The 14,102-nt window shown below is 44.7% G+C and carries 14 protein-coding genes; 3 read left to right on the top strand and 11 right to left on the bottom strand.

The features are described 5' to 3' along the window. Positions 1-190: 190 nt before the first annotated feature. Positions 191-1,033 (bottom strand): translation elongation factor Ts, encoded by an 843-nt coding sequence (tsf, locus tag HKI82_RS05045; RefSeq protein ID WP_102940364.1) that lies wholly within the window; start codon positions 1,031-1,033, stop codon positions 191-193. Between the two features lie 131 nt (positions 1,034-1,164). After that, positions 1,165-1,893, bottom strand: a complete 729-nt coding sequence (gene rpsB, locus HKI82_RS05040; protein ID WP_102940365.1) for a 30S ribosomal protein S2 — start codon at positions 1,891-1,893, stop codon at positions 1,165-1,167. A gap of 384 nt (positions 1,894-2,277) precedes the next feature. Between rpsB and map the strand changes: the two genes are divergently transcribed. From map to HKI82_RS05025, 3 genes are all read left to right on the top strand, one after another. Further along, the gene (gene map, locus HKI82_RS05035) at positions 2,278-3,138 is read left to right on the top strand and encodes a type I methionyl aminopeptidase (RefSeq protein WP_258401152.1); all 861 of its coding nucleotides are present in this window, start codon (positions 2,278-2,280) and stop codon (positions 3,136-3,138) included. 138 nt (positions 3,139-3,276) lie between these two features. Then, the gene (glnD, locus tag HKI82_RS05030; RefSeq protein ID WP_240956650.1) at positions 3,277-5,901 is read left to right on the top strand and encodes a bifunctional uridylyltransferase/uridylyl-removing protein GlnD; all 2,625 of its coding nucleotides are present in this window, start codon (positions 3,277-3,279) and stop codon (positions 5,899-5,901) included. Between the two features lie 161 nt (positions 5,902-6,062). Continuing rightward, positions 6,063-6,443 (top strand): DUF3461 family protein, encoded by a 381-nt coding sequence (locus HKI82_RS05025; RefSeq protein WP_102940368.1) that lies wholly within the window; start codon positions 6,063-6,065, stop codon positions 6,441-6,443. A 68-nt stretch (positions 6,444-6,511) separates the two neighbouring features. Here the strand turns inward: HKI82_RS05025 and pgpA are convergent, their stop codons facing one another. The 9 genes from pgpA to HKI82_RS04980 all read right to left on the bottom strand — a co-directional run bounded on the left by pgpA (position 6,512) and on the right by HKI82_RS04980 (position 14,089). Further along, positions 6,512-7,018 (bottom strand): phosphatidylglycerophosphatase A, encoded by a 507-nt coding sequence (gene pgpA, locus HKI82_RS05020; RefSeq protein WP_102940369.1) that lies wholly within the window; start codon positions 7,016-7,018, stop codon positions 6,512-6,514. Positions 7,019-7,027: 9 nt separating this feature from the next. Then, on the bottom strand, positions 7,028-8,002 hold the full coding sequence (gene thiL / locus HKI82_RS05015; RefSeq protein ID WP_171137391.1) for a thiamine-phosphate kinase: 975 nt from the start codon (positions 8,000-8,002) through the stop codon (positions 7,028-7,030). An 88-nt stretch (positions 8,003-8,090) separates the two neighbouring features. Then, on the bottom strand, positions 8,091-8,561 hold the full coding sequence (gene nusB / locus HKI82_RS05010; protein WP_042480152.1) for a transcription antitermination factor NusB: 471 nt from the start codon (positions 8,559-8,561) through the stop codon (positions 8,091-8,093). Next, complete coding sequence (ribH, locus tag HKI82_RS05005) at positions 8,561-9,031, bottom strand: 6,7-dimethyl-8-ribityllumazine synthase (protein WP_042480155.1); 471 nt, start codon at positions 9,029-9,031, stop codon at positions 8,561-8,563. Before ribH ends, nusB begins: the two co-directional genes overlap by 1 nt. A 195-nt stretch (positions 9,032-9,226) precedes the next feature. Continuing rightward, positions 9,227-10,336 carry a bifunctional 3,4-dihydroxy-2-butanone-4-phosphate synthase/GTP cyclohydrolase II gene (gene ribBA, locus HKI82_RS05000; protein WP_102940371.1) on the bottom strand — a complete coding sequence of 370 codons (1,110 nt, stop codon included), beginning with the start codon at positions 10,334-10,336 and terminating at the stop codon, positions 9,227-9,229. A 68-nt stretch (positions 10,337-10,404) separates the two neighbouring features. Beyond that, positions 10,405-11,061 carry a riboflavin synthase gene (locus tag HKI82_RS04995; protein ID WP_042480161.1) on the bottom strand — a complete coding sequence of 219 codons (657 nt, stop codon included), beginning with the start codon at positions 11,059-11,061 and terminating at the stop codon, positions 10,405-10,407. Between the two features lie 4 nt (positions 11,062-11,065). Beyond that, positions 11,066-12,187, bottom strand: a complete 1,122-nt coding sequence (gene ribD / locus HKI82_RS04990) for a bifunctional diaminohydroxyphosphoribosylaminopyrimidine deaminase/5-amino-6-(5-phosphoribosylamino)uracil reductase RibD (RefSeq protein WP_171137364.1) — start codon at positions 12,185-12,187, stop codon at positions 11,066-11,068. 37 nt (positions 12,188-12,224) lie between these two features. Continuing rightward, positions 12,225-12,674: a transcriptional regulator NrdR gene (nrdR, locus tag HKI82_RS04985; RefSeq protein WP_042480166.1), complete on the bottom strand. Its 450-nt coding sequence runs from the start codon at positions 12,672-12,674 to the stop codon at positions 12,225-12,227. Between the two features lie 164 nt (positions 12,675-12,838). Next, on the bottom strand, positions 12,839-14,089 hold the full coding sequence (locus HKI82_RS04980) for a glutamate-5-semialdehyde dehydrogenase (protein WP_171137363.1): 1,251 nt from the start codon (positions 14,087-14,089) through the stop codon (positions 12,839-12,841). Positions 14,090-14,102: the final 13 nt, after the last annotated feature.

The raw sequence follows: 14,102 nt of genomic DNA, 5'->3' as shown, positions 1-14,102 counted from the left end.
TACCTTCCAAAGAGAGTTGTTGATTAACAGTCATGAATAAGCTTACTCAAGTAAGCACATTCGTCACGGCTAAACAGCTTGCCAATTTATATAAGTTCGAGCGTTATACAAATGAGCGGTTATTCACCGGCTTATTCGTGAAAAGACCGCAGCCTTGGCTACGGTCTTTTTATAAGCAATTCGCTAAGGATTAACCTTTTTGAGCCAATGCTACTTCTTCAGCGAAGCTTAGGCCTTCAGCTTTCTCGATACCTTCACCTACTTCTAGGCGAACGAAAGTAACAACAGAAGCGCCACGCTCTTTAAGGATTTCACCAACAGATTTCTTAGGTTCCATTACGAATGGTTGACCAGTCAGAGAAACTTCGCCAGTGAATTTCTTCATGCGGCCTTCAACCATTTTCTCTGCGATTTCTTTTGGCTTGCCTTCGTTCATAGCGATTTCAACTTGAACTTCACGCTCTTTAGCAACTACGTCTGCTGGTACGTCTTCAGGGTTAACGTACTCTGGACGAGAAGCTGCTACGTGCATAGCAACGTGTTTTAGAGTTTCAGCGTCGCCTTCACCAGCAACAACAACACCGATCTTCTCACCGTGACGGTAAGTAGCTAGTGCAGCACCCTCAACGTATTGTACGCGACGGATGTTTACGTTTTCGCCGATTTTAGCTACTAGAGCAACGCGAGTTTCTTCGAATTTAGCTTGTAGTTCTTCAACAGAAGCTTTAGACGCTAGTGCATCTTCAGCAACTTGGTTTACGAACGCAGTAAAGTTAGCATCTTTTGCAACGAAGTCTGTTTGACAGTTAACTTCAAGAAGAACAGCTACACCATTTGCTTCTTTGATTGCGATAGTACCTTCAGCAGCTACGTTACCTGCTTTTTTAGCAGCTTTAGCAGCGCCAGACTTACGCATGTTTTCAATCGCTAGCTCGATGTCACCGTTTGTTTCAACAAGCGCTTTTTTACATTCCATCATACCTGCGCCAGTACGTTCGCGCAGTTCTTTTACTAGAGCAGCAGTAACAGCCATTCTCTATTCCTCAGTTAAATTCTGGATAAGGTAAAAATTGAGGGCCTACATTATCGGCCCCCAATACTAACTATAACCTAGCATATGTTTCAGTTTTTGACTCATACACTAAGTGAGACTCGGAGCCGCTATTATTCAGCTTCTACGAAACCGTCTTTTTCAGCAACTACAGCTACGTCTTTGTTACGGCCTTCATTTACTGATTCAGCCGCTGCGTTTAGGTATAGTTGAACTGCACGGATTGCGTCGTCGTTACCAGGGATAACGTAGTCAACGCCGTCTGGGTTAGAGTTAGTATCAACAACCGCGAATACTGGAATACCTAGGTTGTTTGCTTCTTTAACTGCGATGTGCTCGTGATCAGCGTCGATTACGAATAGAGCGTCAGGTAGACCGCCCATCTCTTTGATACCACCAAGAGATTTCTCTAGCTTCTCCATTTCACGAGTACGCATTAGAGCTTCTTTCTTAGTTAGTTTGTCGAAAGTACCGTCTGTAGACTGTGCTTCAAGATCTTTTAGACGCTTGATTGATTGACGAACAGTTTTCCAGTTAGTTAGCATACCACCTAACCAACGGTTGTTTACGTAGTATTGGTTGCTTGCAAGAGCAGCTTCTTTAACAGCTTCAGATGCAGCGCGCTTAGTACCTACGAAAAGAACTTTACCTTTTTTCTCGCCAACTTTAACTAGCTCAGCTAGAGCTTCGTTGAACATTGGTACAGTTTTTTCAAGGTTGATGATGTGAACGCGGTTACGAGCACCGAAAATGAATGGCTTCATTTTTGGGTTCCAGTAACGAGTTTGGTGACCGAAGTGAACACCAGCTTTCAGCATGTCGCGCATTGATACAGTTGCCATTATAAAATCCTCTATGGGGTTAGGCCTCCACATCCCCCATGCATCCGACTCCTAAGCTAATACTTGGAGCACCCCGGAACACGTGTCGGAATGTGTGTGATTTAAGATAAAAGTTTATGGAGCAAAATCTGATTCGCCTATAAAGAAGAAAACAGACCCTGATTCCGGCGCGCTTTATACCATATTTTTCACCTTTATGGCTAGAAAAAAATGCCAGCCACTTGTCAGTGGTTAACACTCACGCTGGTAAAATTTCATGGATATATGCTCTACGCTTAGAAGTCATTATAGGCGATCATAACAATTCTTATTTGAGTGTTTTCTTGCGCTTCCACTTTCCACTGATACAATAACGCGATTAGCACGCACCAAGTGCAAACACGAATATATAGAGTAAAGCCGATGTCTGTAAAAATTAAGAATGCTGAAGAAATAGAAAAAATGCGCGTTGCTGGTCGCCTAGCCGCAGAAGTTCTAGAGATGATTGAACCATATGTAAAGCCAGGTGTGACCACTGAAGAGCTGGATCAAATCTGCCATAAGCATATCACCGAAGTTCAAGGCGCAATCCCAGCACCTCTCAATTACCACGGCTACCCTAAGTCAATCTGTACATCGATCAACCACATCGTGTGCCATGGTATCCCTGCAACTCAAGATACTACTTTCGGTCAATTGGTTCGCCCAGCGGTACTAAAAGACGGTGACATCATTAACATTGATATCACTGTTATCAAAGATGGCTACCACGGTGACACATCAAAAATGTTCTTAGTGGGTGATGTATCTCCTGCAGATAAGCGCCTATGTATGGTTGCTCAAGAAAGCCTGTACTTATCACTGAAGAAAGTGAAGCCGGGCGTTCAACTTGGTGAAATCGGTACAACTATCGAGAAGTACATCAAAACCAACAATAAGAACAACCCTAGCACTAAGTTTTCTATTGTTCGCGACTACTGTGGTCACGGCATTGGTGCTGAGTTCCATGAAGAGCCGCAAGTGGTTCACTACAAGAACAGCGATCGCACCATCCTTCGCGAAGGCATGACATTCACTATCGAGCCAATGATTAACGCCGGTAAGTTCGGTTGTCGTTTAGATGATGAAGATGATTGGACTGTTTACACAGCAGACGGCAAGAAATCAGCTCAGTGGGAGCACACGATTCTGGTCACGGCGGACGGTTGTGAAATTCTGACCTTACGTGAAGAAGAATCACTACCTCGCTTCCTCGTTAACGCTTAAGCGAAATTAAAATTGAATACCGATAAAAATATCCCTGCTCTCAGGGATATTTTTTTATCTGTTCGTATCTGTTAGATTCATTTCAACACGTACTTAATTGTTATCTCAATAAGAGATACCAGCATGGATGCTTTCACTATGCCTTTTCAGTCTCCTTTAACTTTTTCTGATGAGCAACTGACCATCAGTGAGTTAAAACAACAGCTTGAACATTTTGCCCAATATCAAAAGCAAGAATTTTTGAACCACCACCCAGTGACCGATCTCGTTCTAGGACGTTCAGAGTATATGGATTTACTCCTGCATCGTTTATGGCAACATTTCGGCTTTATGAACATTCCGGAACTTGGCTTGGTCGCGGTAGGCGGATACGGGCGTGGTGAGCTTCACCCACTTTCTGACATCGATATTTTGATCATTTCGAACAACAAAATCGCTGAAGAGACAGAACGCAAAGTCAGTGAATTTATTACTCTGCTTTGGGATTTACGCTTAGAAGTGGGACACGCGGTTCGCACCGTTGATGAGTGTTCAGAAATAGGCCGTGCAGATCTAACGGTCGCAACCAACTTGCAAGAAGCTCGATTATTAGCAGGCAGTGAAGATACCTTCCACCGCCTGAAAATGCTGATTCATTCAGAATCTTTCTGGCCAAGCGAAACCTTCTACAAAGCGAAGATTCAAGAACAGCGTGAACGTCATGCTCGTTATCACGATACCACCTACAACCTTGAGCCAGACATCAAGTCGACTCCAGGTGGCCTGCGTGACATTCATACTCTAAGCTGGGTAGCCCGCCGCCATTTTGGCGCAACCTCGCTGTATGAGATGAGCCGCTACGGATTTTTAACCGATGCAGAGTATCGCGAGCTGGTTGAATGCCAAGACTTTTTATGGCGTGTACGCTTTGCCCTGCATATGGAACTTAAACGCTACGACAACCGCCTGACATTTGGCTTGCAGGCACAAGTTGCAGAACATTTAGGTTTTGTCGGTGAAGGTAACCGAGCGGTTGAAATGATGATGAAGGAGTTCTACCGCACGGTTCGCCGAGTAGCAGAACTCAACAAAATGCTGCTAAAGCTGTTTGATCAAGCCATCCTAAACAATGGTGAAGAGTGCGAACCCGTTATTCTTGATGAAGATTTTCAACGTCGCGGTAGCTTAATAGAAGCCAGAAAGCCGGCTCTGTTTCAAGCAAGACCAGAAACGATTTTGGATATGTTCCTCCATATCGCGAATGACTCAACTATCGATGGTGTCGCTCCTGCAACCATGCGCCAGTTACGAACTGCGCGCCGCCGTTTGAACAAGTTCTTGCATACCATTCCTGAAGCTCGCGAAAAGTTTATGGAACTTGTACGTCACCCTAATGCGTTGCACAGAGCATTCAGCTTAATGCACAAACTGGGCGTTCTAGCCGCTTACTTGCCGCAATGGAGCCAAATTGTTGGTCAGATGCAGTTCGACCTGTTCCACGCTTATACCGTTGATGAGCACAGTATCCGTCTTCTCAAACACATCAACACCTTTGGTGACCCAGCGAATCATGACAGACACCCTATCTGTTGCGAGATCTATCCTAAATTGCAGAAAAAAGAGCTGCTCATTCTTGCAGCCATTTTCCATGACATAGCGAAAGGACGAGGCGGAGACCATTCAGAGATCGGCGCGGTAGAAGCTTATGATTTCTGTATTGAGCATGGACTTTCAAAGCCAGAAGCCAAACTTGTCTCTTGGTTGGTGCTCAATCATCTGCTGATGTCTGTCACTGCACAGCGCCGCGATATTTACGATCCTGAAGTCATCATCGAATTTGCTAAAAAAGTGCGTGACGAAGAATACTTGGAGTATTTGGTTTGTCTGACGGTTGCTGACATTTGTGCAACCAACCCTGAACTTTGGAACAGTTGGAAAAGAACGTTACTTGCAGAGCTTTTCTATTCAACTCAACGCGCCCTGCGCCGTGGACTGGAAAACCCTGTAGATGTGCGCGACCGTATTCGCCACAACCAACAACTAGCTTCCGCTTTGTTACGTAAAGAAGGCTTTAGCAGCAGAGAGATTGAACTGCTGTGGCAAAGATTCAAAGCGGACTATTTCCTGCGTCATACTCACAAACAAATCGCATGGCACTGTACTCATTTACTTCGCCACAAAGATCCAACACAACCATTAGTGATATTGAGTAAACGTGCGCCTCGTGGCGGTACCGAGATCTTTGTCTACACCAAAGACCAACCCTCCCTCTTTGCCAAAGTGGTTGGTGAGTTGGACAGACGCAACCTTAACGTCCATGACGCACAGATCATGACCAGCAAAGATGGCTATGTGCTCGATACCTTTATGGTGCTGGATCAGAATGGATCCGTGATTGAAGAAGCTCGTCATCAGGCTCTCAGCAAGCACATTGTTAACGTGCTAAAAAGCGAAAGTGCTCTCGAACTAAAAACACGTCGACTGCCTCGCCAGCTGAAGCATTTTACAGTGAAAACCACTGTCGACTTTTTGCCGACCCGAAGTAAAAAGCGCACGCTTATGGAGTTCGTAGCTCTTGACACTCCGGGGCTATTAGCCACTGTCGGTGCTACCTTTTCCGAACTGAATTTGGATCTGCACGCTGCGAAAATCACTACAATGGGCGAACGCGCAGAAGACTTATTCATCTTAACCAGCCCACAAGGCAACAAATTAAGTGAAGAAGAAGAAGCTCTGTTACGAGAAAGATTAATCGAGAACGTCTCAGAGCTAGCACCAGATTGAAACTGTGATAAATAGCGATCTTGTCCACAACTTGATCTATTTAAGCAAAATCAGCTATCTAACACACTTCGAGGCTGCTACATTTACCTCAGGGTCTGTCTAAATTTCAAACTACGCAGATCCTATAAAATTGATGTAAAACACAAACCTAGAGGTCGCTTATGTTTCCACACCTCAATGGCTTAGGTATTCATGATCCTAGCCAGATAGAACGCTACTCTTTACGCCAAGAGGCGCAAAAAGATGTGTTAAAGATCTACTTTAAGAAGCAAAAAGGCGAATTATTCGCCAAAAGTGTAAAATTCAAATACCCAAGGCAGAAAAAAAGCGTTTTGGTTGACAGTGGAAGTCATCAATATAAAGAGATCACAGAAATCAACCGCAACTTAACGTTGATTATTGATGAACTCAACAAAATAACCCGACCAGAGACACCACAAGAAATCGATGTTAAACAGAAGATTTTGAAAGATCTTCGCCACTTGGAGAAAGTGGTCGCAAGCAAGATAGCGGAAATCGAAGCAGACCTCGACAAACTGTAAATCCAACGGTTATAAACAGAAAAGGTTCCCAGTGGGAACCTTAATTTTTCTAGCAGAATACCTAGAGACTAGGCCATCCATCCCGCCCAATAGCCAATCAATCCAAGGCTAATAGCGGACATCACACCCGCCACTAAATCATCAATCATGATGCCTAACCCGCCATGGACACGTTTGTCTAGCCAGCCAATTGGCCACGGTTTTACCATGTCGAAAAAGCGGAACAAAACAAAGCCTGTCACAAGCCATTTCCAATCGAAAACAGGCAGATTAAACAGCGGCACCACCAGCATTGTTATCCAAAAACCGGCAAATTCATCCCAGACAATCGAGCCATGATCATGCACTTTCATGTCATCGGAAGTAATTTGGCAAATTTTAATCCCTACGATACTGGCGACAACCACCACAGATACGTACAACCATAGAGGCAACTGCACAAGTAACAAGTAGAACGGCACAGAAGCCAGTGTACCCATAGTACCGGGAACAATGGGAGACAAACCGCTTCCAAAACCGGTAGCCAGCAAATGCCAAGGATTACTTAATGAAATGAGTGATTTAGGGTTCGTCATACTTCTACCTTATACATCAGCCTTGAAATGATCATATCCTTCCAGTGACCAATTCAGCTTTTTGCTTTTGTTGTGCAGTTCAAATGTTCCATGAGGTCGAATTTGACCAATACAGGTCACCTTGGTTCCCGTATGCGCAAGCACACTTTCAAGCGAACCTTTATTTTGCTCTGGCACTGTAAAACATAGCTCGTACTCTTCACCACTGGTTAAAGCGCATTTTTGAGCAACTGAGATATCACCAAGGAACTGCATGAGCTCTTTAGAAATAGGCAACAGGCTGGTATCAATAGAAGCGCCGACTTGTGAGCGATTCAAAATATGCTTTAAGTCTGCAATAAGACCATCAGAAATATCAATCGCGGACGAAGCAACGTTCAATAAAGCTTGCCCCGCCAAGACTCTCGGATGAGAAATATAATGACGTTTTTCCAGCTCCAAAGCGAAAGGTTCGTGTCTTTTCTCAGCATCAAGCACAACACTTAGCCCTGCCTGACTGTCACCCAGTTCACCTGTGACATAAATCCAGTCGCCTACTTTTGCCCCCGAACGGGTCAGAGCTCGCTTATCCGGCACAAACCCCTGAACCGTTAAGCTAATACTCAACGGTCCTTTGGTTGTATCTCCACCAATCAACTGAATATTGTAGTAATTGGCGAGGTCGAAAAATGCGTCACAAAATGGCTTGAGCCAAGCTTCATCAATAGAAGGTAAAGTTAACGCCATTGAGACCCAAGCAGGCGTCGCTCCCATCGCTGCTAAATCACTGATGTTTGAGGCTAATGCCTTGTGAGCCACCCAAGCAGGATTAGCATCCGCTAAGAAGTGAGTGCCCGCTACTAAGGTATCCGTACTAATAGCAATACGAACTCCTTCCGGTGCTTTCACAATTGCACAGTCGTCCCCAAGCGCGAGATGGACATCTTTACGCTGAGTTTGACGAGCAGAAAAATATTTATCGATTAGGTTAAATTCACCAAACATTCGGTCATTCCAATCCTGTCGAATAGACATCTGATATTCACGATATAAAAAAGGTCAGCAATTGCTGACCTTTATATGCTAAATCGAATTACGATTTTTTACGTACGTGCGGCGCTGCTTTATCAAGCACACCGTTAACAAACTTATGGCTATCTTCTGCTGCGAACACTTTCGCTAGCTCAATCGCTTCATTGATAACGACTTTGTAAGGTACATCATCACGACGAGTCATCTCGTACATTGCAAGACGGAGCAATGCTAGCTCCATCATATCCAGGTCTTGCATTGGGCGAGACACAAAAGGTCTTAGCTTGCTATCAAGTTCCATGTGGTTAAGCACGACACCCGCTAAAAGGTCGCGGAAGTAAACAACGTCAGTTTCTGGCGCAGCTAGAGCTGGTTCAGATGCGTGATGCTCTTCTTCATCATACTTACCATTTGATAAAAATTGCTCTTCAATTGTTGCAACATTATCTTTAGTAATTTGCCACGAATAAATAGCTTGTAGCGCAAATTGACGTGCATTACGACGTGCGGCTGGTTTCACACTGGCCCCCATTAGGAATCAATTTCAGAAAGAACGTTAATCATCTCAAGTGCGCTTAGTGCAGCTTCTGCACCTTTATTACCAGCCTTGGTTCCTGCGCGTTCAATAGCTTGATCGATTGTATCAACAGTTAGTACACCAAATGCCACTGGAATGCTAAATTCCATAGACACTTGTGCCAAACCTTTATTCATTTCACTACAAACATAGTCAAAGTGTGGTGTACCACCACGGATCACTGAGCCTAGAGAAACGATAGCGTCAAATTTACCTGTTTTTGCAACACGTTGCGCAGTAAGTGGCAGTTCAACTGCACCTGGGCAGCGAACCACAGTGATGTTATCGTCACTCACCTGACCGTGACGCTTCAAAGTGTCGATGGCACCAGACAATAGACTTTCGTTAATAAAACTGTTGAAACGAGAAATCACAATCGCTACTTTTGCATTGGGTGCTGGGAAACCACCTTCTATCACTTTCATAAGCTTTCCTTTAACTCTGGTTCATCAAGTGAGAATCGCCGGATTCTAGCATAAGTTTGTGAGCTATATCTAATGGAAATTGGCTCACGTAGTTATGAATAACCAACATTCAATCACTTGAATTAAAAATCATGATGAAATTTAACCCGCAATAGAAATCTATTACGGGTTCATTTTTAGTGCCTAGTTTTGGGATTATTCGCAAACGTATTCAACAACGTTCAGACCAAAGCCACCTAGTGCGTGATATTTTTTGTTTGGTGAAGAGAGCAAACGCATATCGCGAACACCCAAGTCCGCTAGAATTTGCGAGCCCACACCTACACGGCGTGACGTACCCTGCTTCTTAGCCATTGCTGGCGCGTCGCCGCAGTCTTGCTGCTCGAACATTTTGATACGGTGAACCAACAGCTCACTCGACTCTTCGTTACCCAGAATGACCAGAACTCCACCTTCTTCAGCAATGCGTTTCATTGCACTTTGCAGAGTCCAACTGCGATCAGAACTTCTGTTGCTGTGAAGAATGTCGGTAAACGTGTCTTGCAGATGTACACGAACTAACGGTGCATTTTCTGTTAGGTCGCCTTTTTGCATCGCAAAGTGAACTTGGTTATCGATGATGTCACGGTAAGTAACCAATTCAAAATCACCGTATTCTGTTGGCAGTTTGCACTTAGCTACCCGTTCAATCGTCGTTTCTGTGTTATTGCGATGTTCAATCAGTGCAGCGATAGTGCCGAGTTTAATACCGTGCTTCTCTGCAAAAATTTCTAGGTCAGGGCGACGAGCCATGCTGCCGTCATCATTAAGAATTTCCACAATCACAGACGCAGGTTCTAATCCAGCAAGACGCGCCAAATCGCAACCCGCTTCAGTGTGACCTGCACGAACTAAAACACCACCATCTTGAGCAGTCAGCGGGAAAATATGCCCCGGCTGTACAAGATCAGACGCTTTAGCATCTTTTGCCACTGCCGCTTGAACGGTGCGAGCGCGGTCTGCTGCAGAAATACCCGTAGTTACACCTTCTGCCGCTTCAATCGATACTGTGAAAGCAGTACTGTACTGAGCGTTGTTGTCTTGCACCATTGGTGGTAAGCCTAACTTTTCACAGCGCTCTTTGGTCATAGTCAGACAGATCAAACCACGGCCATGTGTCGCCATAAAGTTAATAATTTCTGGCGTAATGTGCTCCGCAGCAACGATTAAGTCGCCTTCGTTCTCACGGTCTTCGTCATCCATCAGGATAACCATTTTACCAAGGCGGATATCTTCAATAATTTCTTGTGGCGTGCTGATTGGCATTATTCTTATCCTATTGTTAGCCGCTTAGGCGACTTCCGTTAAGTCAATCGGGTTAAAGTAGAACAGAGTTAAGCAAAACCGTTCTGTTGCAGAAATTCCATCGTCAATCGAGATTCAGGTTGTTTTGCCTGCTCTCTCCCTTGCAGTAAACGCTCTAGATAACGCGCTAATACGTCCACTTCCAAATTCACTTTTCGTCCGACTTGGAACGAATCGATCGTGGTTTCCTGAGTGGTGTGAGGAACGATGGTCAGTTTAAATGCATTCTTACGTAAATCATTGACGGTCAGACTAATACCATCAACGGTAATTGAGCCTTTCTCTGCAACGTATTTATTCAGTTCTTCAGGTAATTCAACCCAGAATTCTATAGCTCGGCCTACAATGTTGCGCTCGACGATTTCGCCAACGCCATCAACGTGACCCGATACAATATGTCCACCAAAGCGAGTAGTTGGCAGCATAGCTTTTTCCAAGTTCACCTTATCGCCTGCTTTGTAATCGGCAAAGCCTGACTTTTTCAGTGTTTCCAGCGATAAGTCAGCGCTGTAACTCGTGTCATTAAAGTCCACGACAGTTAAACACACACCGTTAGTCGCAATACTGTCACCCAACTTAACATCAGACATATCCAATTTGCCGACATTGACAGTGATAGTGACGTCTTCGCCTTTTGGTGTGATTGCGGTAAGTTGGCCGACCGCTTCGACAATTCCAGTAAACATATGATTAATCTTTTCTTTTTGATTCTATTGGCTTAGGGACGGCGACAAGTCGAACGTCCGAACCCACCAGTCGGCAATCTTTAATATCAAGCTCCAGCACTTGCTGCATATCCGTTAAGCCAAACGCGCCGAATAAACCGCGACCGTCACTACCCATAATTTTAGGTGCCAGATACAAAACAAGCTCGTCAACCAATTGCTCTTCAAGCAAAGACTTTGCAAGCTTCGCTCCAGCCTCTACCCAAATATGGTTGATATTGTGCGTCTTGGCTAATGTCGCGAATGTTTGGCGCAAATCTAGCTGACCTGATTGGTTCACTTCAACGATAACTTCAGCGTTTTCATTACTGACTCGCAATACAGGAGAGTGAGACGCATACAGTGCTAACTGTGGATGTAACTTATTCTGTCTGTCCAAAATGACGCGAGCAGGTTGACGCAATTCTGCTTCAGGATAGTGTTCTTTTACGCTTTCAGGCAGCTCATTCCAACGCACGGTTAATGATGCATTATCATCAATAACCGTTTGGCTAGTAGACAGTATTGCGCCTGCTTGTGCTCGATAATTCTGAACGTTTTGGCGAGCCTGTTTTGATGTAATCCACTGACTCTTGCCGTTAGCAAGCGCGGTTTGACCATCGATACTGGCTGCCATTTTCAGTTGGACAAACGGCATGCCTGTTTGCATACGCTTAATGAATGCAGGGTTCAACGCTTTCGCATCACCTTCAAGCAAACCGACTTCTACCTCAATGCTGGCATCGCGTAGCATTTGAATACCGCGACCAGAAACTTGAGGGTTAGGATCTTGCATCGCACATATAACTTTAGAGACGCCAGCATTAATCAGGCCTTCAGCACATGGAGGTGTGCGTCCGTAATGAGAACACGGTTCTAAAGTGACATAAGCGGTCGCACCACGAGAGGATTCACCAGCCATACGCAAGGCATGAACTTCGGCATGAGGTTCACCTGCGCGGTAATGGAAACCTTCACCAACGATGGATTCGCCTTGGGTGATCACACAACCGACATTAGGGTTGGGAGCAGTGGTAAAGCGACCTTTTTGAGCGAGCTTAATCGCTCGCGTCATCATTTGGTGATCAAAAGGGGTAAACTTCGGCATCATCTATTCTTATTCAGGGAATTTCGAGCGCTGGAAATCAGTCTTCTAACTTGGCAATTTCTTCGCCAAATTCACGTACATCTTCGAAACTACGATAAACCGAAGCAAAACGAATGTAGGCAACTTTATCTAATTCTTTCAATGCATCCATAACAAGGTTACCGATTAGCTGGCTAGGCACTTCTCGCTCGCCAGTGGCTCTTAGTTTGGATTTAATCGTGCTTATTGCAAGCTCAATCGAATCGGCGCTCACAGGGCGTTTTTCTAATGCACGTTGCAGGCCGCCAATCATTTTATCTTCATCAAAAGGTTCGCGATTACCATTCGACTTAATGACTCTTGGCATCACTAACTCTGCGGTTTCAAAAGTAGTGAAACGTTCGCTACATGCAAGACATTGGCGACGACGACGAACTTGGTGTCCATCAGCCACAAGACGGGAATCGATGACTTTCGTATCGTTTTCAGAACAAAAAGGACAATGCATACCACCTCCATAGTAAGGTTCCGTTGACTTTTCGAGCAGAACGAAACCTTGGCTAGTTTACAGGAATCACTAATATTAAGAAAACAAAAAGGGGCGTTATACGCCCCATTTCAATGGATTAATTGCTTAAAATACAGAATATAACTGCAGTTCGAAAAGAGTAATTAAGCACGAGAAAGATAATTTGCCTTACCTACCCACTTGTAACTGGTTAGCTCTTCCAAGCCCATTGGTCCGCGTGCATGCAGTTTTTGCGTTGATACCGCAACTTCTGCACCCAAGCCAAACTGAGCACCGTCAGTGAAACGAGTCGAAGCGTTAACATACACCGCCGCAGAGCCCGCTGAGTTAATGAATTTTTCAGCGTTGAACAGATCATTGGTCATGATGGCATCGGAGTGGCTCGCATTGTGCTCACGCATGTGATCAATCGCTTCATCCACATTCTGAACCACTTTGACGCCTAAGGTGTAGCTTAACCACTCAGTATCAAAGTCGCCGTCTTGAGCATCGCGAATTTTTTCTGCCGATTGCATCAGGGCTTTCGCTTTCGCTTCTGCAACGAAGGTTACTTTGCCATTCAATTTCACCATCAATTTTTCAAGCAGTGATTGAGCAATATCCTGATGAACTAATAGTGTATCTAACGCGTTACACGCCGATGGACGTTGCACTTTCGCGTTTTCAATCACATCTACGGTTTTGTCCAAATCTGCACTTTGGTCAACGTAAATATGACTGATACCAAACCCACCAATAATCACTGGAATAGTGCTGTTTTCTTTACACATTTTGTGCAAACCAGCACCACCACGAGGAATGATCATATCCACGTAATCATCCAGCTTAAGTAGCTGAGAAACCAATTCACGATCCGGTTTTTCAATGTACTGCACTGACGCTGCTGGTAGCTGTGCTTTTTCTAGTGCGGATTGAATAACCTTGACCAACTCCATATTAGAGAAAAAGGTTTCTTTACCGCCACGTAGAATAGAAGCGTTACCTGTTTTCAAACACAAAGCCGCAATGTCGATAGTCACATTTGGTCGTGCTTCATAAATAACACCAACCACACCAAGCGGTACACGACGACGAGACAGCGACATACCGTTTTCCAGTACTTTACTGTCAATTTCGCTACCAACTGGATCATTAAGACTGATGACATTACGCACATCGTTTGCAATGCCCGTTAAACGTTCTTTATTCAGTAACAGACGATCGAGCAGAGCGTCCGATAAGCCTGCTTCACGACCTAGCCCAATATCTTTTGCGTTGGCAGCCAGAATGATGTCTGCATTGGCTTCAAGCTCATCAGCAATAATAGATAAAGCTTGGTTTTTCTGTGCTGTTGTCGCTGTAGCGAGTTGAAAAGCCGCATCTTTCGCCGCTTTTCCCATAATAGTTAAGTCCATGCCTATCCTCGAT

This window comes from Vibrio plantisponsor, from assembly GCF_013041605.1.
Classification (GTDB): domain Bacteria; phylum Pseudomonadota; class Gammaproteobacteria; order Enterobacterales; family Vibrionaceae; genus Vibrio; species Vibrio plantisponsor.
The sequence above is the reverse complement of the archived record's forward strand: the minus strand, read 5'-3'. Positions and strand labels throughout refer to the sequence as shown.

Coding starts and splice junctions, on each gene's coding strand:
- tsf (WP_102940364.1), bottom strand. CDS start 1,033: ATGGCTGTTACTGCTGCTCTAGTAAAAGAACTGCGCGAACGTACTGGC.
- rpsB (WP_102940365.1), bottom strand. CDS start 1,893: ATGGCAACTGTATCAATGCGCGACATGCTGAAAGCTGGTGTTCACTTC.
- glnD (WP_240956650.1), top strand. CDS start 3,277: ATGCCTTTTCAGTCTCCTTTAACTTTTTCTGATGAGCAACTGACCATC.
- HKI82_RS05025 (WP_102940368.1), top strand. CDS start 6,063: ATGTTTCCACACCTCAATGGCTTAGGTATTCATGATCCTAGCCAGATA.
- pgpA (WP_102940369.1), bottom strand. CDS start 7,018: ATGACGAACCCTAAATCACTCATTTCATTAAGTAATCCTTGGCATTTG.
- thiL (WP_171137391.1), bottom strand. CDS start 8,002: ATGTTTGGTGAATTTAACCTAATCGATAAATATTTTTCTGCTCGTCAA.
- nusB (WP_042480152.1), bottom strand. CDS start 8,561: ATGGGGGCCAGTGTGAAACCAGCCGCACGTCGTAATGCACGTCAATTT.
- ribH (WP_042480155.1), bottom strand. CDS start 9,031: ATGAAAGTGATAGAAGGTGGTTTCCCAGCACCCAATGCAAAAGTAGCG.
- ribBA (WP_102940371.1), bottom strand. CDS start 10,336: ATGCCAATCAGCACGCCACAAGAAATTATTGAAGATATCCGCCTTGGT.
- HKI82_RS04995 (WP_042480161.1), bottom strand. CDS start 11,061: ATGTTTACTGGAATTGTCGAAGCGGTCGGCCAACTTACCGCAATCACA.
- ribD (WP_171137364.1), bottom strand. CDS start 12,187: ATGCCGAAGTTTACCCCTTTTGATCACCAAATGATGACGCGAGCGATT.
- nrdR (WP_042480166.1), bottom strand. CDS start 12,674: ATGCATTGTCCTTTTTGTTCTGAAAACGATACGAAAGTCATCGATTCC.
- HKI82_RS04980 (WP_171137363.1), bottom strand. CDS start 14,089: ATGGACTTAACTATTATGGGAAAAGCGGCGAAAGATGCGGCTTTTCAA.